Origin of the sequence: Pseudoduganella chitinolytica, assembly GCF_029028125.1 — a bacterium.
Lineage (GTDB): Bacteria > Pseudomonadota > Gammaproteobacteria > Burkholderiales > Burkholderiaceae_D > Rugamonas > Rugamonas chitinolytica.
Window position 1 is genome coordinate 2,496,134 of sequence record NZ_CP119083.1, and the last position, 25,125, is coordinate 2,521,258.

Annotated in this window: 22 protein-coding genes; 15 read left to right on the forward strand and 7 right to left on the reverse strand. The window is 66.2% G+C overall.

Going from position 1 to position 25,125, the window contains the following annotated elements; genetic code table 11:
* Nucleotides 1–9 precede the first annotated feature (9 nt).
* Together PX653_RS10975 and PX653_RS10980 are read right to left on the reverse strand one after the other, a co-directional pair.
* Nucleotides 10–2,277, reverse strand: a complete 2,268-nt coding sequence (locus tag PX653_RS10975; protein WP_277417914.1) for a xanthine dehydrogenase family protein molybdopterin-binding subunit — start codon at nucleotides 2,275–2,277, stop codon at nucleotides 10–12.
* A gap of 30 nt (nucleotides 2,278–2,307) precedes the next feature.
* A complete protein-coding gene (locus tag PX653_RS10980) occupies nucleotides 2,308–5,454 on the reverse strand; it encodes an EAL domain-containing protein (protein ID WP_277417915.1) in 3,147 nt (1,048 codons plus the stop codon).
* A 209-nt stretch (nucleotides 5,455–5,663) separates the two neighbouring features.
* Between PX653_RS10980 and PX653_RS10985 the strand changes: the two genes are divergently transcribed.
* A complete protein-coding gene (locus PX653_RS10985; protein ID WP_277417916.1) occupies nucleotides 5,664–6,170 on the forward strand; it encodes a DUF1993 domain-containing protein in 507 nt (168 codons plus the stop codon).
* 25 nt (nucleotides 6,171–6,195) lie between these two features.
* Nucleotides 6,196–6,489 (forward strand): hypothetical protein, encoded by a 294-nt coding sequence (locus PX653_RS10990; protein WP_277417917.1) that lies wholly within the window; start codon nucleotides 6,196–6,198, stop codon nucleotides 6,487–6,489.
* 231 nt (nucleotides 6,490–6,720) lie between these two features.
* Here PX653_RS10990 and PX653_RS10995 read toward each other — a convergent pair whose 3' ends face one another.
* Nucleotides 6,721–6,915 carry a DUF1289 domain-containing protein gene (locus tag PX653_RS10995; RefSeq protein ID WP_107141675.1) on the reverse strand — a complete coding sequence of 65 codons (195 nt, stop codon included), beginning with the start codon at nucleotides 6,913–6,915 and terminating at the stop codon, nucleotides 6,721–6,723.
* Nucleotides 6,915–7,499: a DUF1415 domain-containing protein gene (locus tag PX653_RS11000; protein ID WP_277417918.1), complete on the reverse strand. Its 585-nt coding sequence runs from the start codon at nucleotides 7,497–7,499 to the stop codon at nucleotides 6,915–6,917. The genes PX653_RS10995 and PX653_RS11000 overlap by 1 nt, the downstream gene beginning before the upstream one ends.
* A 299-nt stretch (nucleotides 7,500–7,798) precedes the next feature.
* Between PX653_RS11000 and PX653_RS11005 the strand changes: the two genes are divergently transcribed.
* The 5 genes from PX653_RS11005 (at nucleotide 7,799) to PX653_RS11025 (ending at nucleotide 13,899) form a co-directional block, all read left to right on the forward strand.
* The gene (locus tag PX653_RS11005; protein WP_277417919.1) at nucleotides 7,799–9,175 is read left to right on the forward strand and encodes a transglycosylase SLT domain-containing protein; all 1,377 of its coding nucleotides are present in this window, start codon (nucleotides 7,799–7,801) and stop codon (nucleotides 9,173–9,175) included.
* A gap of 255 nt (nucleotides 9,176–9,430) precedes the next feature.
* Nucleotides 9,431–10,222: an enoyl-ACP reductase FabI gene (gene fabI, locus PX653_RS11010; RefSeq protein ID WP_107141672.1), complete on the forward strand. Its 792-nt coding sequence runs from the start codon at nucleotides 9,431–9,433 to the stop codon at nucleotides 10,220–10,222.
* Nucleotides 10,223–10,577: 355 nt separating this feature from the next.
* Nucleotides 10,578–12,065: a DEAD/DEAH box helicase gene (locus PX653_RS11015; RefSeq protein WP_277417920.1), complete on the forward strand. Its 1,488-nt coding sequence runs from the start codon at nucleotides 10,578–10,580 to the stop codon at nucleotides 12,063–12,065.
* Nucleotides 12,066–12,177: 112 nt separating this feature from the next.
* A complete protein-coding gene (locus tag PX653_RS11020) occupies nucleotides 12,178–13,146 on the forward strand; it encodes a L,D-transpeptidase family protein (RefSeq protein ID WP_277417921.1) in 969 nt (322 codons plus the stop codon).
* A 21-nt stretch (nucleotides 13,147–13,167) separates the two neighbouring features.
* The gene (locus PX653_RS11025) at nucleotides 13,168–13,899 is read left to right on the forward strand and encodes a M23 family metallopeptidase (protein WP_277417922.1); all 732 of its coding nucleotides are present in this window, start codon (nucleotides 13,168–13,170) and stop codon (nucleotides 13,897–13,899) included.
* Nucleotides 13,900–14,068: 169 nt separating this feature from the next.
* Here PX653_RS11025 and mepK read toward each other — a convergent pair whose 3' ends face one another.
* Complete coding sequence (mepK, locus tag PX653_RS11030; RefSeq protein ID WP_503827214.1) at nucleotides 14,069–14,614, reverse strand: peptidoglycan L,D-endopeptidase MepK; 546 nt, start codon at nucleotides 14,612–14,614, stop codon at nucleotides 14,069–14,071.
* Between the two features lie 89 nt (nucleotides 14,615–14,703).
* Here mepK and PX653_RS11035 point away from each other — a divergent pair, with 89 nt between their 5' ends.
* The 7 genes from PX653_RS11035 to PX653_RS11065 all read left to right on the forward strand — a co-directional run bounded on the left by PX653_RS11035 (nucleotide 14,704) and on the right by PX653_RS11065 (nucleotide 22,632).
* Nucleotides 14,704–15,159 carry a MarR family winged helix-turn-helix transcriptional regulator gene (locus PX653_RS11035; protein WP_277417924.1) on the forward strand — a complete coding sequence of 152 codons (456 nt, stop codon included), beginning with the start codon at nucleotides 14,704–14,706 and terminating at the stop codon, nucleotides 15,157–15,159.
* Entirely contained in the window at nucleotides 15,156–16,427 is a 1,272-nt protein-coding gene (locus tag PX653_RS11040; RefSeq protein WP_277417925.1) for an MFS transporter, read from the forward strand. The genes PX653_RS11035 and PX653_RS11040 overlap by 4 nt, the downstream gene beginning before the upstream one ends.
* A 201-nt stretch (nucleotides 16,428–16,628) precedes the next feature.
* Nucleotides 16,629–17,588 (forward strand): LysR family transcriptional regulator, encoded by a 960-nt coding sequence (locus tag PX653_RS11045; protein ID WP_277417926.1) that lies wholly within the window; start codon nucleotides 16,629–16,631, stop codon nucleotides 17,586–17,588.
* Nucleotides 17,589–17,804: 216 nt separating this feature from the next.
* Entirely contained in the window at nucleotides 17,805–19,088 is a 1,284-nt protein-coding gene (locus PX653_RS11050) for a Glu/Leu/Phe/Val family dehydrogenase (RefSeq protein ID WP_277417927.1), read from the forward strand.
* Nucleotides 19,089–19,304: 216 nt separating this feature from the next.
* Nucleotides 19,305–19,802: a catalase family protein gene (locus PX653_RS11055; RefSeq protein WP_277417928.1), complete on the forward strand. Its 498-nt coding sequence runs from the start codon at nucleotides 19,305–19,307 to the stop codon at nucleotides 19,800–19,802.
* A gap of 155 nt (nucleotides 19,803–19,957) precedes the next feature.
* Entirely contained in the window at nucleotides 19,958–20,569 is a 612-nt protein-coding gene (locus tag PX653_RS11060) for a catalase family protein (RefSeq protein WP_277417929.1), read from the forward strand.
* On the forward strand, nucleotides 20,566–22,632 hold the full coding sequence (locus tag PX653_RS11065; RefSeq protein ID WP_277417930.1) for a S9 family peptidase: 2,067 nt from the start codon (nucleotides 20,566–20,568) through the stop codon (nucleotides 22,630–22,632). The genes PX653_RS11060 and PX653_RS11065 overlap by 4 nt, the downstream gene beginning before the upstream one ends.
* A gap of 664 nt (nucleotides 22,633–23,296) precedes the next feature.
* Here PX653_RS11065 and PX653_RS11070 read toward each other — a convergent pair.
* Together PX653_RS11070 and PX653_RS11075 are read right to left on the reverse strand one after the other, a co-directional pair.
* Complete coding sequence (locus tag PX653_RS11070; RefSeq protein ID WP_277417931.1) at nucleotides 23,297–24,088, reverse strand: hypothetical protein; 792 nt, start codon at nucleotides 24,086–24,088, stop codon at nucleotides 23,297–23,299.
* 36 nt (nucleotides 24,089–24,124) lie between these two features.
* Entirely contained in the window at nucleotides 24,125–24,781 is a 657-nt protein-coding gene (locus PX653_RS11075; RefSeq protein ID WP_277417932.1) for a beta/gamma crystallin domain-containing protein, read from the reverse strand.
* Between the two features lie 134 nt (nucleotides 24,782–24,915).
* Between PX653_RS11075 and PX653_RS11080 the strand changes: the two genes are divergently transcribed.
* Nucleotides 24,916–25,116: a hypothetical protein gene (locus PX653_RS11080; protein WP_277417933.1), complete on the forward strand. Its 201-nt coding sequence runs from the start codon at nucleotides 24,916–24,918 to the stop codon at nucleotides 25,114–25,116.
* Nucleotides 25,117–25,125: the final 9 nt, after the last annotated feature.

The following is a 25,125-nucleotide window of genomic DNA, read 5'->3' on the forward strand; positions in this document are numbered from 1 at the left end:
ATCGTCCGCTTACGCCAGCCGCAACGGCAAACTGCGCAAGCGCTGCCCCGTCAGCTTGAAGACGGCATTGGCCACCGCCGGTGCCACCGGCGGCACGCCCGGCTCACCCACCCCTTCCGGCGGTTCGGTGGACAGGTTGATGATCGTCTCGACCAGCGGCGCCTGGTGCATGCGCAGCACCGGATAGTCGCCGAAGTTGGCCTGCTCGACCTTGCCCTCCTTGATCGTGATCTCGCCGCCCAGCGCGGCCGACAGGCCGAACACGACGGACGATTCCATCTGCTGCGCCACCAGGTTCGGATTGACGGCCAGGCCGCAGTCGATCGCGCACACCACCCGGTGCACGCGGATCTCCTTGCCTTCGACGGAGACTTCCGCCACCTGCGCCACGATCGAGCCGAAGCTCTGGTGCAGCGCGACGCCGTGTGCGCGGCCCGCCGGCGCCTTGCCCGCGCGGGCCACGGCGGCGTCCAGCACCGCCAGGTGGCGCGGATGCTGCAGCAGCATCGCGCGGCGCAGCGCCACGGGGTCCTTGCCGGCCGCGTGGGCCATCTCGTCGACGAAGCTCTCCTTGAAGAATGCGTTCTGCGAGTGGCCGACGGAGCGCCAGTTGCCCAGTGGGACAGGCGTGTCGACGGCCACGTGGGCGATGCGCTGGTGCGGGATCTCGTACTGCATGTCGTAAGCGCCCTCGACGGTAGTCTTGTCCGGGCCGCCCGCCGGCAGTCCCAGGTTGCGGCGCGCGAACTGGTGTCCCAGCGCGCCGCTGGCGGCGCGGCACTGCCAGGTCAGGATGCTGCCGGCCGCGTCCAGCGTGGCCTGGAAGCGCGCCAGTGCGGCGGGCCGGTAGACGTCGTGCATGACGTCGTCCTCGCGCGACCAGATCATCTGTACGGGCCGGCCCTGGCATTCACGGGCGATGGCCACGGCCTGCGCCACCATGTCGCCTTCCAGGCGGCGGCCGAAACCGCCCCCCAGCAGGTGCTCGTGCAGCTCGACATCGGCCGCGTCCACGCCCGCCACCTGCGCCGCGATGTCGACGACGATCGACGGCGCCTGCGTGGACAGCCACAGGCGCACCTTGCCGTCGCTGACCTGGGCCGTGCAGTTGACCGGCTCCATCGCGGCATGCGCCAGCAAGGGCGCGCGGTACTCGGCCCGCAGCACGCGGGCATCCGTTGCGGCGTCCTCGACGTCGCCCTGGCTGTGATAGACATGCTCGTCATCGCCGTCCAGCGCCGCTGCCAGGCCGTCGAACAGGGCCTGTGTCGACAGGGCCGCATGCGGACCCGCTTCCCAGCGCACGGCCAGCGCCGCCGCCGCCTGGCTGGCCTGCCAGAACGTGCGCGCCACGACCGCCACGCCGGCCTGCGCGCCGGTCTGCCCGCGCAGCGCGCCGGAAAAGTCGATCACGCTCAACACCCCGGGCAGGGACAGCACGCTGGCGGGATTGATCCCCGCCATGGTGCCGCCGATCGTCGGCGCCATGCGCAGCGCCGCGTAGACCATCCCTTCCGGGCGCGCATCGATGCCGAAGCGCGCCGTGCCGTCGCTCTTGATGCGCGCATCGCGGCGCGGTTGGGCGCGGCCGATCAGGCGGAACGCGTGCGGTTGCTTGAGCGGCACGTCGTAAGGCGTCTCCAGCGCCGCGGCGGCGGCCAGGCTGCCGTAGCTGGCCTTGCGCCCGCTGCTGTCGTGGTACAGCCAGCCCGCATCGGCGCGCACCTGCTCCGGTGCGACCTTCCAGGCCCGGCTGGCGGCGGCGATCAACAGCCCGCGCGCGGTGGCGCCCGCCTCGCGCATCGGCAGCCACAGATCCTTGACGCTGGAAGACCCGCCCGTCAGGTTGATGCCCAGCTCGCGCGCCACCTTCGCCAGCCCCCACTGGGCGGCGGCCTTGGTATAGCCGCTGTCGTCCGGATGGAACGGCAGGTTCTCGCGCATGACGGCCAGGTTGGCGTAGATCTTGTCCTGCGGCGCCGGCACGATCCGCACGGCCGCCAGCGGCACGTCCAGTTCCTCGGCCAGCAGCATCGGCAGCGCCGTGTGCACGCCCTGCCCCATCTCGGCGCGCGGCACGACGATGGACACCGTGTTGTCGGGCGCGATGGCGACCCAGCCATTGAGGGCCACCGCGTCGCGTGCCACCGGCAGCGGCGCCTGGGCCTTCAGGCGCTGGCGCGGCGGCGCCACGCCCCAGCCCACCAACAGGGCGCCGCCGGCGGCGGCACCGCTCAGGAGAAAACGACGGCGCGAGATTTTTTTCGGTCCAAGCATGCGGGATCCAGTCCAGTGGTCCGGTGAGGGTCAGCTCTGCCAGCGCTGCAGCAGTTCGTCGGATGGTACGGGCCGGCCGTACAGGTAGCCCTGCGCCCGGTTGCAGCCGTGCCGCAACAGGAACGCGGCCTGTTCGTCCGTCTCCACGCCTTCGGCGATGACGGACAGGTTCATGCTCTTGCCGAGCTGGATGATGGCAATGGCGATAGCCTCGTCGTTGACGTCGGTCGAGATGTCCTTGATGAAGGAGCGGTCGATCTTGAGCGTCTGCACGGGCATCTGTTTCAGGTACGCCAGCGACGAGTAGCCGGTGCCGAAATCGTCGATGGCCAGGCTGACGCCGATGGCGTGCAAGCCGTTGATGTACGCCAGCGCGTCGCCCGTGTTCATGATCAGCGACTCCGTCACCTCCAGCTGCAGCCGGTGCGGGGCCAGCCCCGTCTCGCGCAGGATGGCGCCGACGACATCGACGATGGTGCCCCGCTCGAACTGGCGCACCGACAGGTTGACGGCGATCTTCGGCACGTCCAGGCCGGCCTGCTGCCAGCGCACCATCTGGCGGCACGCTTCCTGCAGCACCCACTGGCCCAGCTGGTTGATGAAGCCCGTGTCCTCCGCCAGCGGAATGAAGCGGAACGGCGGCACCAGGCCCAGTTGCGGATGGTTCCAGCGCACCAGCGCCTCCACGCCGATCAGGCGGCCCGTGTCGATCTCCACCTGCGGCTGGTAGTGCAGGAAGATCTCGTTCTTCTCGATGGAGCGGCGCAGGTAGGTTTCCAGCTGCAGCCGCGCCACGCCCTCGCCGCTCATCTCCGGCGCATACAGGCGATAGCCGTTGCGGCCACGGGCCTTGGCCTGGTACATCGCCACGTCCGCGTTCCGGATCAGCATATTGAGATCGGTGGCATCGTGCGGGTACAGGCTGACGCCCACGCTGCACGTGACGAACAGTTCATGGCCCGCGACCAGGAACGGCTGCTCGAACATCGCCACCAGCTTCTCGGCCACCAGGGTGGTGGCGTACTGGCCCTCGACGTCCTCCAGCAGCACGACGAATTCATCGCCGCCCAGGCGCGCCAGCGTGTCGCCGTCGCGCAGCTTGCCTGCCAGCGCCCGCGCCACCTGCACCAGCAGCTCGTCGCCGATATGGTGGCCCAGCGTGTCGTTGACGGTCTTGAAGCGGTCCAGGTCGATGAACAGCAGCGCCAGCTGGTCGTGCGAACGCGCGGCCCGGTCGATCGCATGCTGCAGGCGGTCGTTGAAGAGCAGCCGGTTCGGCAGCTGCGTCAACGGATCGTGGTGCGCCATGTGGTCCAGCTTTTCCTGCGACTGCTTGACCTGCGTGATGTCGCTGAACACGGCCACGTAGTGCGTGACGGGGGCGCTGGCCTGGTCCGCCTCGGCCGCGGTATCGGCCGTGCCGCGCACGGCGGTGATCGTCAGCTCCTCCAGGAACTGCTCGCCGTTCTTGCGCACGCACCACAGCTCGCCGCACCAGTAGCCCGTCTCCACCAGCTCGTCCCAGACCTGCTCGCACAAGGTGTCGTCGTGGCGGTCCGAGCGCGTCAGGTACAGGTCGCGGCCCAGCGCCTCGCTTTCCGTGTAGCCGGTGATCTGCGTGAACGCGGGATTGACGGCGACGATGCGGCCGGTCGCATCCACCACCATGACGGCATCGCCGATATGTTCCAGCACCGTGGCCGAGAGGCGCAGCTTTTCCTCCGCCTCCTTGCGCGCGGTGACGTCCGCATAGACCCAGATGCTGCCGTCGTTCGGCCGGTTCTGGTCGATCGCGCAACCGCTGACGAGGCACCAGAACAGCGTGCCGTCGCGGCGCCGGTACTGGCGTTCCTCGCTGAAGTACTCGCCGCGGCCCAGGGTCGGGTACTGGCGCGCGCCGGCGGCCTCGAAATCGTCCGGGTTGGGGAAGAAGATCGCCGTCGACTTGCCCACCATCTCGCCCGGCCCATAGCCGAACAGCTCCTCGCAGCGCCGGTTGACGGACATGATGGTCCGGTGCCGCACGAAGCTGACGCCGAACATCACGTTGTCCAGGATCGCGCCCTGCTCGGCCAGCAGCGCCTCGATGCGCATCTCGTTGTCCTTGCGTTCGCTGATGTCGGACAGGATGCCGTCCACCCACGGCGCGGAGCCGTCGGCGGGTATCTGCGGCTGCCCGACCTCCTGCACCCAGCGCTGCGTGCCGGTGGCATCGACGATGCGGTATTCCGATTCGTACGGGCGGTTTTCCTCGATGGCCTGCTTGACCGCCTGGCGCTGGGCGCGCCGGTCTTCCGGCGTGATCAGGTTGACCCACGCATGGGTGGTGCCGCGCATCAGTTGCGCGGCCGTGTAACCGGAAATGTCCTCGATGGCGTCGCTGACGAATTCGATCGGGCCGTCCGGGCGGAAGCGGAACACCGCGCCGGGCACCTGCGTGACGATGGTGCGAAAGCGTTCCTCGCGCTGGCGCACGTCGTCGAACAGCTGGCGGATGGCCGCGCGCGTCGTCTCGAGCTGGCTGCCCAGGCGTCCCAGCTCGTCGCGGCCATGCACGTCCAGCCGCGTCTCGAAGTCGCCTTGCGACAGGCGCGACGAGAAGCGCATCAGCTTGCGCAGCGGCTGGATCACGCGCCGGTTCAGCAGCAGGATGATGAGGACCAGCGACACCGACAGCTGCACGCCCAGCACGAAGATGGTCGAGCGCTGCTTGCCGCGCAGGTCCTGGCGGCTGCGCGCGTCGTCCATCTCGACGACGATGCGTCCGATCCGTTCGCCGCGCACGTTGACGTCGCGCTCGGCCCGCACCACATTGCCCAGCGCCCGCGCCGGGGCGGCCAGGTGGATGAACGGCGTGTCGCCCTGCCCCGTCACGGCCACGCGCACGATCGAGCGGTCGCGCATGACGGATTCGGCCAGCAACTGGGCCGAATCAGCGTTCATGTTCCACAGCGATTCCTGCATGCCCAGCGCGAGGATGTCGGCATTGCGCTGCAGGGCTTCGTCGAGGGCGGTGCGGGCCGCCTGGTGCTCGCGCACGCCGATCAGCAGGTAGCTGCCGACGATGGCCGGGATGACGAGGCCTACCAGCACGACCACCAGCAGGGAGCCGTAGATCGACGAGCCGTACAGCGCGGACAGGCGCTCGCGCACGCTGCGGTGTGGCGTGTTGGTCATGCAGGACGGCGGCCGGGTTGGTTCGAAGGCATTCGCAGCGGGGGCATCTGTTGTTTTCGTTGTGCAATTATGCACGGAAAGCCCGCTCGGAGTCACCCGTGCGCGGGGCTGGCGGGGCGTGGCGACAACGCTTGCGGCGCCCTTGCGACCCGGGCCCGGCGGATTCGCGCCGAACTTGCTATGATCGCCACTCTTTCAAGGAGCCTGTCATGTCGTTTTCCCCGTATTCCGCGTCCGTTCCCGTGTTCCGCCAGATCCTGAACAGCCTGGCGGCCATCCTGGCCAAGGCCGAAGCCCACGTCGAGGCGAAAAAGATCGACCCGGCCGCCCTGCTGCAGTACCGCCTGTACCCGGACATGCTGCCCTTCATCCGCCAGATCCAGATCGCCACCGATTTCGCCAAGGGCGCCGGCGCCCGCCTGGCCGGCCAGGACGTGCCGGCCTACGAGGACACGGAAAAGACGTTCGCCGACCTGCAGCAGCGCATTGCCCGCACGCTGGCCTTCCTGGACGGCCTGCCGCAACACGAGATCGAAGGCGCTGCCGGCCGCGCCATCACGACTGGCAGCGGCGAGAAGACCAAGCACTTCGACGGCCAGACCTACCTGCTGCACTACGCGCTGCCGCACTTCTTCTTCCACGCCACGACCGCCTATGACATCCTGCGCCATAATGGCATCGAGATCGGCAAGAAAGATTTTATCGGCTCGTACTAAGCGCACTGATCGAGCGGGAGGACAAATGCTCTACATCATTTCCGAACTGGGCGCGGACGAGCGCTTTGCCGACCTGGCCGCGCTGGGCCGCCGCGCGGACGAGCTGATCCGCGAAACGGGCGACGTCACGCAGGGTGTCGCCTACGAGTGGGCCGACGAGACGGCGCTGGACGACCCGGAGGACGTGCCGCCGCCGGCGGCGATGCTGACGCGCGTCGAGGGCCGCTGGGTGCGCCGCCCCATCGTTGCCACGCCGACGGACGACGGCCAGTTCGCGCTGGAGTTCGGGGATCCGGCCGAAGCGACCGATAACGGCTGAGGCAAGGGTTGGCCCTGGGGCCTGTCCCCGGTAAGGGTTGTCACCCGAGGCGGTCCGCGGCGGCGCCAGGGGACTGACCCCGGTTTTTGTCCGCGGCTGACGAGCATCAACGGTGTGCATGCGCCAGCGATGAAAACCGGGGTCAGTCCCCTCGTCGCGCCAACGGATGCCTCATCGGTCTCTCTTACCGGGGACAGACCCCAAGCCTGGCTGCCGGGGACAGACCCCAGGCTACCCATTACGGCGCGGATATCCCTGCGCGGTGATACGCTGCCACACGATTTCCTTCTGCTCGGCCGTCATTGACACCCAGTGTGCCACTTCTATATAGGTACGCCCGCAGCCGCGGCAGATTTCGTCGAATGTGGTGGAACACACGGCCACGCACGGCGTGTCCGGGCGCTCCGGCAGGTCCTGGTCAGCCATCACTTCCCCTGTGGGAACAGCTTGTCCCAGCCGTCGTGGCCCAGCTGCTCCATCGTCTCGATGTTCTGCTCGAAGATCTCTTCCGCTTCCGGGAAGGCGGCGACGGCGCGCTCGACGCTGTCCTCGCGCAGCAAGTGCAGCGTGGGGTAAGGCGAACGGTTGGTGAAGTTGCCGATGTCGTTCTTGTCGGTATCGGCGAACTGGTAGTCGGGGTGGAAGCTGGCGACCTGCAGCTCGCCCACCAAAGCCATGTCCTCCAGCGCCGCGTCGGCCACGTCGAGGAACTCGTTGTAGTCCTCGAAGTCCGTCAACACGCCGGGGTGGATGATCAGCGTCGTGTCGACCTGCTCGGCCGGCGTGTCGGCCAGCCATTGCAGCTCGTCCATCAGCTGTTCCAGCAGCGCTTCGGGCGTTGTCGCGTCGGAGACGACGTAGCGGATCTGCTTCTTGACATGGACGGCCTTGGCGAACGGGCACAGGTTGAGGCCGATCACGGCCTTTTCCAACCACTGTTCGGTGGCGGCGATGGCGGCGGCGTGGTCGATGACGGGGGTAGTGGCTGGGGTGCTGGCGGGGGTGCTCATGGGAAACTTTCGCGGTAATCAGCGCCTTGCGGCGCGCAAGCAGGCATTCTACGCACTTCAGTGCCTTTTCGCCATCTTACGGCTTCGTTTGTTATCTCGCGCATATCTAACCCGCATCTTTACACAACCATATTGCTCAAATTTTTTGTAACCGAGCCGACATATTTCTTGACGGCGACCCGACAACGTCCGTACACTCCACCTTTAAATTGGTAGTCCGTCCGGAAGGTTCCTCGAAGCAATGCCACTTTCGCTCCGACATCCTGTCCGATCTTCATCGACGACAACAATGGAATGCTATGCGACTCAAGTACACCCCCCTGCTGGCGGCGCTGATCATCGCGGCTCCGGCGATCGGCCTGGCAGTCGAATCCGCGCCCTCCGCGGAACGCACCAACCTGCCGCTGATCCCGCTGTCCCCCGCCGCCAAGGCTCCTGCACCCGAACTCGCCTCCCCTTCCAAGCACATCGCCAAGGCAACCGCCTCGGAAGACGCGTTCCGTGAAACGGACGTCTGGAACCGCATCCGCTCCGGCTATGCCATTCCCGACCTGAACAACTCCCTCGTTGCCAAGCACACCAACTGGTATGCCGAGCGCCCCGAATACATGGCCCGCGCGTCGGCGCGTGCTTCGCTGTACCTGTTCCACGTCGTGTCGGAACTGGAAAAACGCAACATGCCGACGGAGCTGGCCCTGCTGCCCTTCGTCGAGTCCGCGTTCAATCCCACCGCCGTGTCCAGCGCCAACGCGGGCGGCATGTGGCAATTCATGCCCGGCACGGGCCGTGACTTCAATTTGAAACAGAACGCGTTCAAGGACGAGCGCCGCTCGGTGCTGGCCTCGACGGATGCCGCCCTGACCTACCTGCAGCGCCTGTATGACATGTTCGGCGACTGGCAGCTGGCCCTGGCCGCCTACAACTGGGGCGAAGGCTCCGTGCAGAAAGCCATCGCGAAGAACCGCGCGGCCGGCAAGCCGACCGATTTCGAGGGCCTGTCCGACCTGATGCCGGCGGAAACGCGCAACTACGTGCCCAAGCTGCAGGCGCTGAAAAATGTCGTGGCCAACCCGGCCCGCTACAGCCAGACGTTGCCGCTGATCCAGAACGAGCCGTACTTCACCGCCGTCGACAAGACCAGCGACATCGACCTGGCCATCGCGGCCCAGCTGGCCGAGCTGTCGGTCGACGAATTCAAGGCCCTGAACCCGCAGTTCAAGCGCCCCGTCATCACGGGCGGCGAACAGACCCAGATCCTGCTGCCGAAGGAAAACGCGGAGAAATTCCACCTGAACCTGGCCCAGTGGGGCCGCGCGCTGTCCACCTGGACCACGCACAAGGTGACGGGCGCGCGCGAGTCGATCGCGTCGCTGGCGTCGAAGTTCCGCACCACGCCGGACGTGATCCGCCAGGCCAACAATATTCCGTCGCGCGGCGTCATCAAGGCCGGCTCGACGATCCTCGTGCCGAAGCTGTCGACCTCTGCCAACGTCGACATCCCGACCGAGATCGCGGAGAACGCGACCGTTGCCATCGACACCACCGAACGCGTGGTCAAGCGCAGCAATTATCGCCAGGCCAAGGCCGGCAGCGCCAACAGCCGGTCGCCCATCAAGCTCGTCAAGGCCCGCGTCTCGCGCGCCGAGGCCGGCAAGCAACGCCGCACGCGCAACTGATCCGTCGCGCTCCCTGCCGACAAGGCCGCGCACCACACCGGTGACGCGGCCTTTTCTTTTGCAAGCCGCATGCTTGCAGGCTTTGCGCCCGCCGACGGCATTGCCAAGCTTGCAGCCCTGCCATCCAGACCATACAATCTCGGACTTGCGGTAATGGGAGCGGCACGCCTGGCGTGTCTCCTGTTACCAATCAGAACAACAACCTGCACTCATGGCCCCAGCTCCGGTCGGGCGCCGTAGGCAACTGGAGTAAACATGGCTTTCTTGCAAGGCAAAAAAATCCTCATCACCGGCTTGCTGTCGAACCGTTCGATCGCTTACGGCATCGCCAAGGCGTGCCAGCGCGAAGGCGCGGAACTGGCCTTCACCTACGTAGGCGACCGCTTCAAGGACCGCATCACCGAGTTTGCCGCCGAGTTCGGCAGCAAGCTGGTGTTCGACTGCGACGTGTCGAGCGATGAGCAGATCGAGGCGCTGTTTGCCGACCTGGGCAAGGAATGGCAGCAACTGGACGGCCTGGTGCACGCGATCGGCTTCGCGCCGCGCGAAGCCATCGCCGGCGAGTTCCTGGACGGCCTGACGCGCGAGAACTACCGCATCGCCCACGACATCTCCGCCTACAGCTTCCCCGCGATGGCCAAGGCCGCGCTGCCGCTGCTCAAGGAGGGCTCGTCGCTGCTGACGCTGTCCTACCTGGGTGCCGTGCGCGCCATCCCCTACTACAACACGATGGGCCTGGCCAAGGCGTCGCTGGAAGCGTCGGTCCGTTACCTGGCCGAAAACCTGGGCCAGAAGGGCATCCGCTCGAACGGCATCTCGGCCGGCCCGATCAAGACGCTGGCCGCCTCCGGCATCAAGGACTTCGGCAAGCTCCTGGGCTTTGCCGCCAGCCACGCGCCGCTGCGCCGCAACGTGACGATCGAGGAAGTGGGCAATACGGCCGCGTTCCTGCTGTCCGACCTGGCCTCCGGCATCACCGGCGACATCATCTATGTCGACGGCGGTTTCTCGCACGTGATGGGCCTGAACGCGAGCGACTACCAGTAAAACGGGCAGCCACCCGGGCGTCCGCCCTGCACGCTTCAGATAAGCGTGCAGGGTCAAGGTTTTTCAGGTATGATGTTGTTTGTGCGCTGCAACAGGCAGCGTACAAGGTAACTACAACATACAACAACAAGCAGCTTCGCAAGCCTTCGCGCATCCACTACCGGGATTGTTTGAATCCTCGGATGGCGCTTATAAAAAGCCCCCGCCCCTGCGTGTCGCAACCTGACACCGTCCCGGCGCAAAGCTTTTGTGCCGAAATTTCTATTCTCGCTGTTTAGAGTCATTTCGTTTGGTTGGCGTTGCTATGTTGCGTTCTGCGTTTTTGCACGAACGCTGATTTTTACGAAAGATATACATGAGTTTTGAAACACTTGGTCTGAACCCGTCCATCCTGAAGGCCCTGCTCGACGCCGGTTATACCGCGCCGACGCCGGTCCAGGAACAAGCCGTTCCGGCCGCGATCGCTGGTAAAGACCTGCTGGTGTCCTCGCAAACGGGCTCCGGCAAGACGGCGGCATTCATGCTGCCATCGCTGCACCGCCTCGCCGAAGTCGAGCCGGCAGCGCCTGCCCGTACGCCGAACCAGGAAAAACAAGCCGCGTCCGCACGCGGCGAGCGTCCCCGTTTCAAGGCGGCCCAGCCGAAGATGCTGGTGCTGACCCCGACCCGCGAACTGGCGTTGCAGGTCACCACCAATACCGATAAGTACAGCGTCAACCTGCGCCGCATCAAGGCCGTGTCGATCCTGGGCGGCATGCCATACCCGAAGCAGATGCAACTGCTGTCGCGCAACCCTGAAATCCTGGTGGCGACGCCGGGCCGCCTGATCGACCACATGGAATCGGGCAAGATCGATTTCTCCCAGCTGCAGATCCTGGTGCTGGACGAGGCCGACCGCATGCTGGACATGGGCTTCATCGACGATATCGAGAAGATCGTTGCCGCCACGCCGGAAAACCGCCAGACGATGCTGTTCTCGGCCACGCTGGACGGCGTCGTCGGCAACATGGCGCGCCGCATCACGAAAAACCCGCAGGTCATCCAGATCATGCAGGCCGCCAACAAGCACGAAAACATCACGCAGCGCGTGCACTTCGTGGACGACCTGTCGCACAAGAACCGCCTGCTGGATCACCTGCTGCGCGACGAATCGATGGACCAGGCCGTGGTCTTCACCGCCACCAAGCGCGATGCCGACACGATCGCCGACCGCCTGAACATCGCCGGTTTCTCCGCTGCCGCACTGCATGGCGACATGCACCAGGGCGCCCGTAACCGTACGCTGGACGGCATGCGCCGCGGCAGCGTCAAGGTGCTGGTCGCCACCGACGTGGCCGCCCGCGGCATCGACGTGCCGACGATCACGCACGTCGTCAACTACGACCTGCCGAAGTTCCCGGAAGACTACGTGCACCGTATCGGCCGCACGGGCCGCGCCGGCCGCAACGGCCTGGCCATCTCGCTGGTGAACCACGCCGAAGGCATGAACGTCAAGCGCATCGAGCGTTTCACGAAGCAGACGATTCCCGTCGATGTCGTGGAAGGTTTCGAGCCGAAGCGCTCGGCGCCACCGCGTTCGGCCGCCCGTCCGGGCTGGAAGCCGGGCGAAGGCCGCGGCGGCAAGCCGGGCCAGCGCAGCTTCAGCAAGCCAGGCGCGCCGGCGCCGCGTGAAGGCGCTGGCGGCGGTCACTACCGCAGCGAAGGTACGCCGTTCCGCAGCAGCGAAGGCACGCCGTTCCGCAAGGAAGGCGGCGGCTTCCGTCGCGATGGCGACAGCTTCCGCCGTGAAGGCAGCCCGGCACCGCGTTCGGACGCGCCGCGTCGCCCATGGGGCGAGCGCTGATCCTGCGCCAGTCGTTTAAAGCATGACCAGAAGGCCGCCCGGGCAACCGGGCGGCCTTTTTTACGTTCGCTGCCGAACAGAGTGCGCTGCTGAGTGCGGGCACACTGGACGCATGAACAAGTCACTACTCGCCCTCCTCCTCGCCGCGCCCCTGGTCCAGGCCGCGCAAGTCCAATCCCAGCCGCCTGCGGTACCGGCAGCACCGGCTGCGCCGGCCCAGCCGCAAGCGCCGGCCCAACCCGCCGAGTCCCCCGAGTTGCGCGCGCAGGTCCTGCTGGACCGTGCCCATTTCTCGACCGGGCAGATCGACGGCCGGTATGGCAGCAATATGAAGCAGGCGCTGCTGGGGTTCCAGAAGTCACGCGGCCTCGCCGCGACGGGCAAGCTGGACCCGCAGACGCTGGCGGCGCTGGAAGACCGCCAGCCCGTGCTGGCCACCTACACGATTACCGATGCCGACGTGCAAGGGCCATACCGTCCCGTGCCCGAGACGATGGCGGAGAAGGCCAAATTGCCCGCACTGGGCTTTGCCAGCATCGACGAGGCGCTGGGCGAACGCTTCCATGCCAGCCCCAAGCTGCTGCGGGAGCTCAATCCCGGCAAGGACTTCAATCGCGCCGGCGAGCAGGTCATCGTGCCGAACGTGCACGCGGCCGGCCCTATCCCGGCGGCCGTGCGCATTGTCGTGGACGAGTCGGACCGGACGCTTGCGCTGGTCGATGCCGCCGGCAAGGTCGTTGCGCAGTTCCCGGCCAGCACGGGCAGCGAACACGATCCGCTGCCGATCGGCGAATGGAAGATCAACGGCGTCGGCCGCAACCCGGACTACAACTACAACCCGAAACTGTTCTGGGATGCCAAGCCGGGCGAGACGAAGACCAAGATCAAGCCTGGCCCGAACAACCCCGTGGGCGTGGTATGGATCGACCTGTCGAAGGAACACTACGGCATCCACGGCACGCCGGAACCGGGCATGATCGGCAAGACGGAATCGCACGGCTGCATCCGCCTGACGAACTGGGACGCGGCCAAGGTGGCGGACTTGGTGGGTCCGGGTTTCCCCGTCATCCTGCAGGACTGACGACTACACGAGGAGCGCGCGATGAAATGGCTGCTGACTTTACTGTTGGGGGTGGTGCTGGGTGTCGTGGGCGCCGTGCTGTACCTGGGCCGTGACGTCGCCGCGACGGGGACGCCTGCACCGGGTCCGGCGGTAACGCCGGCGCCGGCCACGGCCCCGCCGGCCGCCGCGCCGGCACCCGCCGCGCCGGCCAATGCCAACGCCAACGCGGCAGGCGTGCCGCTGCCCGCCGGCGAGCTGCCCGAAGTGGTGCCGCCCGCGCCCGTCTCACCGGTCGCCGCGAATGTCGACATGAACGTCAAGCCCGCCATCGGTCCGCTGCTGGTGCCGGTCGCGGGCGTCAGCGCGAAAGAGCTGACGGATACCTTCAACCAGGCACGCGGCACCGAGCGTCGTCACGAGGCGCTGGACATCATGGCGGCCAAGGGCACCCCCGTGCTGGCCGTCGCCGACGGCAAGGTCGTCAAGCTGTTCAACAGCAAGCAAGGCGGGCTGACGGTGTACCAGTTCGATCCATCCGAAAAATATGCGTACTACTACGCTCACCTGGACAGCTACGCGCCCGACCTGAAGGAAGGCCAGCAGCTGCGCCGCGGCCAGATGGTGGGCTACGTGGGCGTGACGGGCAACTCGGATCCGCACGCCCCGCACCTGCACTTCGCCATCTTCGAGCTGGGCGCCGACAAGAACTGGTGGCAAGGCACGCCCGTCAACCCGTTTCCCTACCTGACCGGGGCGGCCCCGGGGCGCTAGCGGCGTCGGTGCCGGTGACGGGCAGACGTCAGGAACGCCGCCAGCGGGCCGCTCACATGATGCACCCTACGGCTGAAGCCGGGGTCGGACCCGGCGGGTCTGACCCCAGTTCCCGGTCCCGGGTGCAAGCATGGGCCGAGGGCTGGATGGCCCGGCGCCGCTCCTCATCCTACCAATGCCGCACCCGTCCCGTGTCCATATGGACGAACTGGGAGTTCTGGTAATACCCCACGCCGCCGCCTTTCGCCGCCAGCGCGGCCTTGTGCACCTGGCGTAAGTCCACGCCTGGAATGCGCAGGTCGATAGCCTTGCCTTCCAGGTGCATGCTGTGCCGGGCGACACCGCCGCTGGCGGCGGCCAGCTTCTGGTTGGTTTCCGGCGAGCGATACCCGGAAATAATGTGGATCACATTGTTGCTGCCGAACTGGGCGCTGACCTTATTGACCAGCACCATCAGCTCGGGGTCGATCGTCGCGATCGTGTTGCTGCGGTGATCGCGCAGCAGCTTGTTGATGTCCTGCAGTGCTTCCGGGATGAATTGTCCTTCCGCCCAGAACAGCGTGCGCAGGGTCTCGCCTGTGTGCGTATTGTAGAAACGCAGGCTGCGCTCGTGCGGTGCCGCCACGGCGGCCCGCGCCAGGGCCGGCATGCTCAAGGCGGATGCGACGGCCACGGATTTCTTGAGAAATGATCTGCGATTGTCCATGGCAGCCATGATACGCCTGTCGGCTGATCGATGTTTTTGTGGCGCGCGGAAATTACGTGATCTATACTTGACTGCTCAAGCACCTTACAAGGATCATCATGCAAGCATCCTCTTCTGTCCCTGCGGACACCACCGCCCTGGACTTTTGTCTGCGCCTCGCGCGTGCCCACGCCACCGTCATTCGCCGGCTCGACACCGTACTGGGCGGCCACCACGGCCTCTCGTTCGGCGACTTCATGTTGCTCAATCACCTGTCGAATGCGCCGGGCGGCCGGCTGCGCCGCGTCGACCTGGCCGAGCGCCAGGGGCTGACCGCTTCGGGCGTCACCCGCACGCTGCTGCCGCTGGAGAAAACCGGCCTGATCGCGCGCCTGGCGGACGAGCGCGACGCCCGCGTCGGCTTCGCGGCCATCACGCCGGCCGGCCACGAGCTGCTCGACAACGCCATGTTCACCGCGCGCGAGGCTTGCGCCGAACTGCTGCGGCATGCCCCGCAGGAGCAGTTGGACACGTTGACGCTGGTGCTGGGCACCATCGCGGGCCCGGGCGCATGAACGCGGCCGCCTGGCGCGACGCCAACCTGCGCTGGCTGCTGGCGGGCGGCGCATTGTCGCTGGTGGGCGACCAGTTCACGCTGATCGCCCTACCCTGGCTCGTGCTGCAGATCACCGGCGACGCCCTGGCGCTGGGCTTCGTCATTGCGCTGATGAGCGTGCCGCGAGCGGTCTTCATCCTGCTGGGTGGCGCGCTGGTGGACCGCTACTCGCCCAAGCACGTGATGATGCTGTCGAAATACGCCAGCGTAGTGCTGCTGGGAACCCTGGCCGGCCTGACGTGGGGCGGCCACGCGTCGATGGCTGTCGTCTACGTGCTGGCGTTCGGCATCGGCCTGGCGCAGGCGTTCGCGATGCCGTCCGGTACCGCGATGCTGCCGCGCGCCGTGCCGGGGCCCCTGCTGGGGCCGGCCAACGGCATGATGATGGGCCTGCGCCAGCTGGCGCTGCTGGCCGGACCGCTGCTGGCGGCGCTGCTGCTGGCGCTGGCACCGGCCACGGCGGGGAACGTCGGCATGCGTGCGCTTGCCGTCGCCTTTGCGATCGACTGCGCCAGCTTTATCCTGTCGGCGTGGACGCTGGCCCAGGTGCGCCTGCTCGACCTGCCGGGCGACACCGGCGCGCCGGCGCGCGAACCCGTCCTGCGCTCGGTGGCGAGCGGCCTGGTGGCGGTCTGGCGCGACGTGCCGCTGCGCACGTGTTTCCTGTACTGGGGCCTGGTGTCGCTGTTCGTGGGCGGCGCCCTGCAGGTGGCGCTGCCGCTGCTGGCCAGCGATACCTTGCGCAGCGCGCCCGCGTACGGCGTGCTGATGGGTGCGCACGGCGCCGGCACCTTGCTGGGCATGGCCGGCAGCACGCTGCTGCCGCGGTTGAAAGCGGTGCCGTTCGGCGCGCTGCTGCTGGCCGCCGACGTGGTGGCGGGGCTGCTGCTGATGCCGCTGGGCGGGATCCACGCCACATGGCAAGGCGCCGTGCTGCTCATTGTGCTGGGCCTCTTGTCCGGCTTCCTGCAGGTGGCGATCTTCACGTGGATCCAGCGCCGCGTGGCACCCCAGATGCTGGGCCGCGCGATGAGCATCTTCCTGTTCATCTTCATGGGCCTCGCGCCGCTGTCGGCCGCCGCCACCGGCTGGCTGCTGCAACACATGAGCCTGGCGACCTTGTTCACGGCTTGCGGTGGCACGCTGGTCGCCTGCGCCACACTGGCCTGGCTGTGGACGCCGATGCGGACCATCGCCATGACGCCGCCAGCCACCCAGCAGGATTGACCAAGCCGAGCCCGTGTCCACCTTGGGGTCACACCCCGCCATGGACACGGCCTCTACAGTCCCAGCGCCGGCAACCGGGCACCTGCGCGGCTGGGACCGTGTCTGCCGCGGGGTGTGACCCCACGGTGGACACGAACCCGGCCGTAGCAACGGCGCCAGCCATTAGAATGGCGGCCTGACCGACCGTACAGGAAGCGCAACATGGAAACGAAGTGGCTGGAGGATTTCATTTCGCTGGTGGAGACCAACAACTTCAGCCGCTCGGCGCAGCTGCGCCACGTGACGCAGCCGGCGTTCTCGCGCCGCATCCAGTCGCTGGAAAACTGGCTGGGCACGGACCTGATCGACCGCACCACGTTCCCCACGCGCCTGACGCCGGCCGGCGTCGTGTTCTACGAGCAGGCGCTGGAGATGCTGGGGCAAATCAACGGCGTGCGCGAGCTGCTGCGCCACAAGCGCGCCGCCACGCGCACGACGATCGACCTGGCCGTGCCCCACACGCTGTCGTTGACGTTCGTGCCGAAGTGGATCACGCAGCTCGAACAGGAGTTCGGCGTCATCAACAGCCGCCTGATGGCGCTGAACGTGCACGACGCCGTGCTGCAGCTGGTCGACGGCGGCTGCGACCTGCTGCTGTGCTACCACCATCCGCGCCAGCCCGTGCAGCTGGACCCGGGCCGCTACGACATGCTGGTGATGGGCCGCGAAGCGCTGCGCGCCTATGCCCGCTGCGACAAGGCGCGCCAGCCCGCCTTTACCCTGCCGGGCCGCAAGGCGGCGCCGCTGCCGTTCCTGTCCTACACCACCAACGCCTACCTGGGCCGCATGGTCGACCTGATCCTGACCGATGCCAAGCCGGCGCTGCACCTGGACAAACGCTACGAGACCGACATGGCCGAAGGCCTGAAGATGATGGCGCTGGAGGGCCGCGGCATCGCCTTCCTGCCCGAGTCGGCCGTCACGCGCGAAGTGAAGCAGAAGCTGCTGGCGCGTGCCGACGCGGGCGGCAACTGGGAGATCGAGATGGAGATCCGGCTGTACCGCGAGCGCCCGTCCGCCACGCGGCCCGGCAAGCCCATCGTCGCCCAGCTGTGGGACTTCCTCGAAGAACGGCTGCAGCCGGCGCGCGGCAAGCGGCGCGTGCCGGCGTCGGAGCGGTGACGTCCCATCCGCCGCTGGTATCGCTACCTCGGGCACGTTATGCATTTTTTGCATAGCCGGATGCGCAAGCGGCATTGGCTCATCCATGACGAACGGCCCTAAGATTCGCTCCGTCCAGCGTCCCCCTACCTGCGGGGCGTAACGAGGATGACCGGAGAGCGGTGGTGCACACGACGCACCGCCGCCTGCGGCATCCCATAACGAGGAGCCGAAACGATGACGAACCACGCCCTGCCTTCCTACCTCAACGCCGACGACCTCGGTCCTTGGGGCCAGTACCTGCAACAGATCGACCGCGTCACGCCCCACCTGGGCAGCTTGTCGCGCTGGGTCGAGACGCTGAAGCGTCCCAAGCGCATCCTGACGGTCGACGTGCCGATCGAGCGCGACGACGGCACCATCGCCCACTTCGAAGGCTACCGCGTGCAGCACAACATGTCGCGCGGCCCGGGCAAGGGCGGCGTGCGCTTCCACCAGGACGTGACGCTGTCGGAAGTGATGGCCCTGTCGGCCTGGATGACCGTCAAGAACGCGGCCGTCAACGTGCCGTACGGCGGTGCCAAGGGCGGCATCCGCGTCGATCCGAAGACGCTGTCGCGCGGCGAACTGCAGCGCCTGACGCGCCGCTACACGAGCGAGATCAGCCTGATCATCGGCCCGACCAAGGACATCCCGGCACCGGACGTGAACACCAACGAACAGGTCATGGCCTGGATGATGGACTCGTACGCCATGATCGAAGGGAACCTGTCGACCGGTGTCGTGACGGGCAAGCCGATCTCGCTGGGCGGCTCGCTGGGCCGGCGCGAAGCCACGGGCCGCGGCGTGTTCGTGGTCGGCCGTGAAGCGGCGGCCAAGCGCGGCGTTTCCATCGCCGGCGCCCGTGTCGCCGTGCAGGGCTTCGGCAACGTGGGCGGTGTCGCCGCCACGATGTTCGCCGAGGCGGGCTCGAAGATCGTCGCCGTGCAGGACCACACCGGCACCGTCGTGCACCAGGGCGGCCTGGACGTCGCGCTGCTGCACAAGCACGTGGCCGAAGCGGGCGGCGTCAAGGGCTTCCCGGGCGCCGAGGCCTTCCTGGACCGCGACGCGTTCTGGGGCATCGAATCGGACATCCTGATCCCGGCCGCGCTGGAACAGCAGATCACGGCCGCCAACGCGCCGCGGATCCGCACCAAGATCATCCTGGAAGGCGCCAACGGCCCGACCACGCCGGAAGCGGACGACATCCTGAACGACAAGGACATCCTGATCGTGCCGGACGTGCTGGCCAACGCCGGCGGCGTGACCGTGTCCTACTTCGAGTGGGTGCAGGACTTCTCCAGCTTCTTCTGGTCGGAAGAAGAGATCAACGCCCGCCTGACCCGCATCATGCAGGACGCGTTCAGCGCCGTGTGGGACGTGGCGCAGGAGAAGAAGGTGTCGCTGCGTACCGCGACCTTCATCCTGGCCTGCACCCGCGTGCTGCAGGCGCGCGAAGTACGCGGCCTGTACCCGTAAGACCAGCCAGGGACTGTCCCGGAATGTTCCGGGACAGTCCCCGCATTTTCCTCGTAGAAGAAGACGGGCCGCCCCCGAGCGGCCTGCCACGGAGGAGACAGCGCGGCAGCGGAGCCTTTCCGCTGCCGCGTGTTTTTCATTTGCGTTGACCAGTTCACAGACAAGCGGACCGCCCGGTTCGACAATGCGCGTTCCACCACCAGCGAAGGAACCGCCATGCACGCTCCCGCTCACCCTCTCCCTCCCATCGAATACGAGCCCCGCTTCGAGGTGCTCGAGGCCGACGAAGGCGACACGCAGGCCGACCTGCTCGACGTCCTGCACGGCATTGCCGACACCACGTTCAAGGACAGCGGCAAGCCGCTGCGCAGCGTGCACGCGAAAAGCCATGGGCTGCTGAAGGCCGAGCTGCACGTGCCGTCCGGCCTGCCGGCCACGCTGGCGCAGGGCCTGTTCGCCGCCCCGGGGACGTACCCCGTCGTGCTGCGCCTGTCGACGACGCCGGGCGACATGCTTGCAGACAGCGTCTCCACCCCGCGCGGCATGGCGCTCAAGGTCATCGGCGTGCCCGGCGCGCGCCTGCCCGGCAGCGAGAACGACGTGACGCAGGACTTCGTGCTCGTCAACGCCACCACGTTCCTGAACGCGGGCCGAAGGCCTTCCTCGGCGGCCTGCAGCTGCTGGCGGCGACCACCGACAAGGCGCCCGCGCTGAAGCGCACGCTGTCGGCGGCGCTGCGCAAGGCCGAGGGCGCGCTCGAGCGCACCGGCACCGACAGCGCGGCGCTGAAGGCGCTGGGCGGCCATCCCGCCACGCATCCGCTGGGCGACACCTACTACAGCCAGACGGCGATCCTGTACGGCCCCTACATGGCCAAGGTCGCGCTGGCGCCCGTCGCCGTGGGCATGACGCGGCTGCATGGCCAAGGGCTCGACGTTGCCGCCAGGCCGAACGCGCTGCGCCAGGCCGTGTGCGACTACTTTGCCCAGCAAGGCGGCGAGTGGGAGCTGCGCGTGCAGCTGTGCACCAATATCGAGGAGATGCCGATCGAGGATGCGGCCTCGGAATGGCCGGAAAGCGTCAGCCCGTACGTGCCGGTCGCGCGCATCGTTGCGCCGCCGCAACCCGGCTGGACGGAGGCGCTCTCGGCCGCCATCGACGAAGGGCTGTCGTTCAGCCCCTGGCACGGCCTGGGGCGCACCGTCCGCTGGGCGCCGTCAACCGCGTGCGCAAGGCCGCCTACGAGATGTCGGCACGGCTGCGCGCCGCTCGGCGCGGCGCCCCCATCGTGGAACCGACCTCGCTCGCCGACCTGCCCTTCGGACCCTGACCCTTGCTTCATCGGCCCGCCGGCTTGCTACAATGCGCGCCAGCCGGTGCGTCGTCAACCGACGGCGCACCGGCTGTTTTCTTATAAACCGGGCGCGCACGGGTCCCACGAAGGCCGGTCGCCGCGCCGACCGATCGGAGATACCGAATGACCCTACGCCTGCTGGTCACCGGCGCCGCGCTTGCGGCCGCCACCAGTGCCATGGCCGCGCCGCGCGGCCTGACCGTCGAAGACCTCGCCACGATGGAACGTGTCGGCAGCCCGGCGCTGTCGCCGGACGCGACGCGCGTCGTCTACACCGTGCGCAGCACCAACCTGGAAAAGAACCGCGGCAATACGCAGCTGTGGATGATCGACCTGCGCGCCGCCAAGCCGGTGCCCCAGCAGCTGACGTCGCACGACGCCAGCGCCACCGATCCGGAATGGTCGGCCAGCGGCGACGCCGTCTACTTCACGTCCAGCCGTTCCGGCTCGCCGCAGGTGTGGCGCCTGCCCGCCAATGGCGGCGAGGCGGTCCGGGTCACCGACCTGCCGATGGGCGTCGACAGCTTCCGCGTGTCGCCCAAGGGCGACCGCCTGGCCGTCACGCTGGCCGTGTTCCGCGACTGCGCGGATCTCGCCTGCAGCAAGAAGCGCGTGGACGAGCAGGACAAGAACAAGGCCACCGGCAAGGTCTACGACGCGCTGTTCGCACGCCACTGGGACACCTGGGCGGATGGCCGCCGCAACGTGCTGTATTCGGTGCCGCTGGATGCGGCCGGCAAGGCGGCGGGCGCGCCCGTCAGCCTGTCCGGCACGCTCGACGGCGACGTCACGTCGAAGCCGTTCGGCGACCGCGGCGAGTATGCCTTCAGCCCGGACGGCCAGCGCATCGTGTTTGCCGTGCGCGTGGCCGGCAAGAGCGAAGCCTGGTCGACCAACTTCGACCTGTACGACGTCCCCGCCGCCGGTGGTACCGCGCCGCGCAACCTGACGGCCGAGAACCCGGCCTGGGACACCAAGCCGCAGTTCTCCCCCGACGGCAAGACGCTGGCTTACCTGGCGATGAAGCGCCCCGGCTTCGAGGCCGACCGCTTCCACCTGGTGCTGCAGGACGTCGCCAGCGGCAAGAAGCGCGTGGTCGCGCAGAATTGGGACCGTTCTATTGCCGACTACCGCTGGCGCGCCGACGGCAAGGCGATCCTGGCCAATGCCGACGACGTCGGCCAGCACCGCCTGTTCGCCATCGATGCCGCAAACGGCAAGGTGACGGCACTGACGGGCAAGGGCTACGTGGCCGACTTCGACACGCGCCGCGACACCGTGGTGTTGTCGCACGCCACGCTGGCCGGCGGCGCCCAGCTGTTCAAGCGCGGCGCCAGCGCGGCCGGCGAACAGACCGGCACGCAGCTGACGCACCTGAACGCGGCCCGACTGGCCGACGTGCGCATGGGCGAATACGAGCAGTTCTCCTTCACGGGCGCCAACGGCGCCACCGTCTATGGCCACGTGATGAAACCGTGGAACGCGCAGCCGGGCCGGAAGTACCCGGTGGCCTTCCTCGTCCACGGCGGCCCGCAAGGCAGCTTCGGCAACGCTTGGAGCTACCGCTGGAATCCGCAGGTGTATGCCGGCGCCGGCTACGCCACCGTGTTCATCGACTTCCACGGCTCGACCGGCTACGGCCAGGCCTTCACGGACGCCATCAGCAACGACTGGGGCGGCAAGCCGCTGGAGGACCTGAAGAAGGGCCTGGCGGCCGCGGGCCAGCAGTTCCCGTGGCTGGACACAGCCAATGCCTGCGCGCTGGGCGCATCCTACGGCGGCTACATGATGAACTGGATCGAGGGCAACTGGAGCGACGGCTTCAAGTGCATCGTCAACCACGACGGCGTGTTCGACCAGCGCGGAATGGCCTACTCCACCGAGGAGCTGTGGTTCACCGAGTGGGAAAACGGCGGCACCTACTACGACAACCCGGAAGGCTACGAGAAGTTCAACCCGGTCCACCACGTCAACAAGTGGAAGACGCCGATGCTGGTGATCCAGGGCGACCTGGACTTCCGCATCCCGACGGCGCAGGCGCTGGGCACCTTCAGCGCGCTGCAGCGGCGCGGCATCAAGTCCAAACTGCTGGTGTTCCCGGACGAGAACCACTGGGTCCTGAAGCCGGCCAATTCGATCCTGTGGCACCACACGGTGATCGGCTGGCTCGATGAGCATTTGAAGAAGTGAGCTTGTCAAGTTCCATGATGGCCGCCTTGAGCGGCCATTTTTTCATGGGGACGTGATCGAGTGGGCGCGTCCACCGCTTACTTGCGCCAAGAAAATGTTTCTGTATCAAATTGCAGGGCCCGACGCGCCAAGCGTTTCTCAGAATGTCGGTAAGCATCTCGATTTCCCGGCGCGCGCGGCACCGTTCGGTCAGCTCGGCCACCAGCCGGCCTTGCCAGGGAAGCGCTGATCTATTCATGGCGGCGATCCTAGCCCTGAGAAAACGCACCCAGCGGCGCCCAGATGCGCCGCCATACTCCGGTATGACGAGGCGTTTGTGTCGTGCTGGACACGTGCTTCAGGACTAATCTCATCCAACAGCAATAGATCAGCGCTTCCGTGGACTGGCGGAGGGCTCAACAAGCGCCATGCGATCGGTTTGGCGCCGTCCGGCACGGCGCGCTCCCCAGTGACTCGCTCAGCCCTTATTTGTAAACGTATCTCACACCGGGTGGACGACGGTGCCGCATCGTGCATAACGGTTTGGTCAAAGGATAGAGTCCACGCAAGTTCGTCCGACGTCAATAGCCCTACGGCACCAACTGCTGCACGTATCGTCAGCCTGGTTACCGCAGGGTCATGCAAGAACGCCGCAACGACGTTCGAAGATACTGAAACGAATCAATCAGTACTCGATCTTCGTGTTGCCTCGATACCAGTCGTTGCCTACTTTCCGTAAATCGGCAACCTGCACTGCGCCAAGCGCGCCCGATCGGCTCCGGCTTTCGTCCACGCTCGTGATTTTTTCGATCGATACACTGATCTCATGGTTGTAAGTCGTACTATGCAACAGCACTGTCCCCGCATTCCAGTCAATGCTCTTGAGCTGCCCCTGCTTGATCACATAATTCGAACCGTAAGGCAGATAAATCATGAGGTACTTTCCAGTCTGGATTTGCAGGAGCTGGCGCCGAATCTGTTCTTTCCAATGATCGAAAGGCTCCTCCCCGCTGGTTTGCGTGACAGCCCAGGTCTCGGCAGCGGACACCAAGTCAGCATATCTGGTTCGATCGAGTGTGCGCACTACTTCCTCTGCCATCCTTACTTTTTCAGTATAGGGAAGATATTTTGGAATACTGAACTCGCTGCTCCATCGTTCAGTCTGAGAGATGTAATCGGCCATCGAATTGAATTTCGGTCGTGCTTCCTGACGCCTGAGCCGCTCTTCCTCCAACCAGCCCTCCGCCTCCTGCTCGATTTCGCTCAGCTTATCAAAGCCCGCACCGTACAACGCATAATCGGCCAACTCAACCTTCAGGTCATAAGGGAATTCTTCGTGAATATTGAATTCAGCACACCACTTACTCGACTGCGCCACATAATCAGCAACCGACAAATCGTAGAGTCCAATGTGGTACATGGTTACCCCCGGTAATATATAGTTCGTCGTTATTGTCACGTATGGCGGCAATTGCATGATGCGGTTCCTTGCATTGCTGCCGAAGAGACACTGCTATTCCCAGGTAAAATGGAAGAGATTCCCTGTTTGCTTATAGCTGAGTCGGGCCGAATCGTATTCAGGAATATTCCTTGCATGGGGATTGCCGTCCTGCCAATAAAATTGCAGAGATCCATTGGGGGACTCGTACTCGCCGCTGGATTTTCTGACGAATATCGCCGTCACAACCGGCATGGTTTCGACATCCGTTTCCTTGAGCGTCACGAATGCGCGTGCAACATTCGGATCAATGCCATCTTCGGGTTCAGGATTGGGTTGAATGACTGCGCCGAAACCCGCGCTTTGCAGCGTCATGCTGCGACCCTCGCCCGTGCTATCGGTAAAAGTAAACAATAAGGCATGATGCTTTTCTTTATTAAGCACAATAAAGCCGCTCATCCCGCCAATGTCGATACTGCCGCAATCAGCACCCATTTCCTTGGTGGGACTTCCAAAACTGCTGTGTTTAAATGCGATCACCTTGCATGCCGCCCCAACTTTCACGGAGTGCAGTTTATCGTTTAGCGAACGATAGCTTTTATAAATGTCGACCTCCGCGCCCAACGTCGTGAGATACGCTTTACCCCCGAAATCTCGGCCCTCGTAGAAGATGACTTGATCATGGCCGGGGGAAGCAAGAGTGGTTTCCATTAATGACATAGAAAATCCCATTTTTAATTGTCTCGTTACCACGCTTCCGTCATCGTGCCGATGGTGGAAACGCGCCGGTGCGTCGGCAGGCTTTATAAGCCTAACGTGATTCAGCGCAACGCTCTTGCAGTTTATGGAATAGAAAGATGCGGAGTTTGACTTTTATCAAATTCGCGTGCAATGACGGGGCGCATGACCTGTCCGCCCGCACCAGATTGCGGGCCTGTGCGCAGGCGACGGCCGCGCGCCTGGCCGCCCTGGTGGCCCTGGTGGCCCACTTCACGCTGGGCGCAGGCACCGCGGCGGCACCGCGCCTGCCCGGCCGCACCCGGGCGCCGGCCCGGCTGGCCGCCTGACGCCGCTCA